Origin of the sequence: Pseudomonas sp. SIMBA_068 (assembly GCF_046534705.1) — a bacterium.
GTDB lineage: Bacteria > Pseudomonadota > Gammaproteobacteria > Pseudomonadales > Pseudomonadaceae > Aquipseudomonas > Aquipseudomonas putida.
On sequence record NZ_JAWRYI010000864.1, the window covers coordinates 1 to 260 of the forward strand.

The following is a 260-nucleotide window of genomic DNA, read 5'->3' on the forward strand; positions in this document are numbered from 1 at the left end:
AAACGGAGCAACAGATAATGAGCTGGTGGTTACTGGCTATTCTGTACGGCCTGGCGGGATTTGGTTATATCATCGTCGCGACTTACCTGCCGCTCATGGCGAAAGATGCAGGCTCACCATTGTTAACCGCCCATCTCTGGTCGTTAGTCGGCTTATCAATTGTGCCTGGTTGCTTTGGCTGGCTATGGGCAGCAAAACGTTGGGGGGCTTTGCCCTGCCTGACGGCGAATTTGCTGGTGCAGGCTATCTGTGTGCTGCTT

1 protein-coding gene is annotated in these 260 nt (G+C 53.5%); it reads left to right on the forward strand.

Features of this window, described 5'->3' with window-relative positions:
* Window positions 1–17: 17 nt before the first annotated feature.
* Window positions 18–260, forward strand: a 243-nt coding sequence (locus tag SB756_RS31815; RefSeq protein WP_410913466.1) for a YbfB/YjiJ family MFS transporter, incomplete at its 3' end; no start/stop codon positions are given.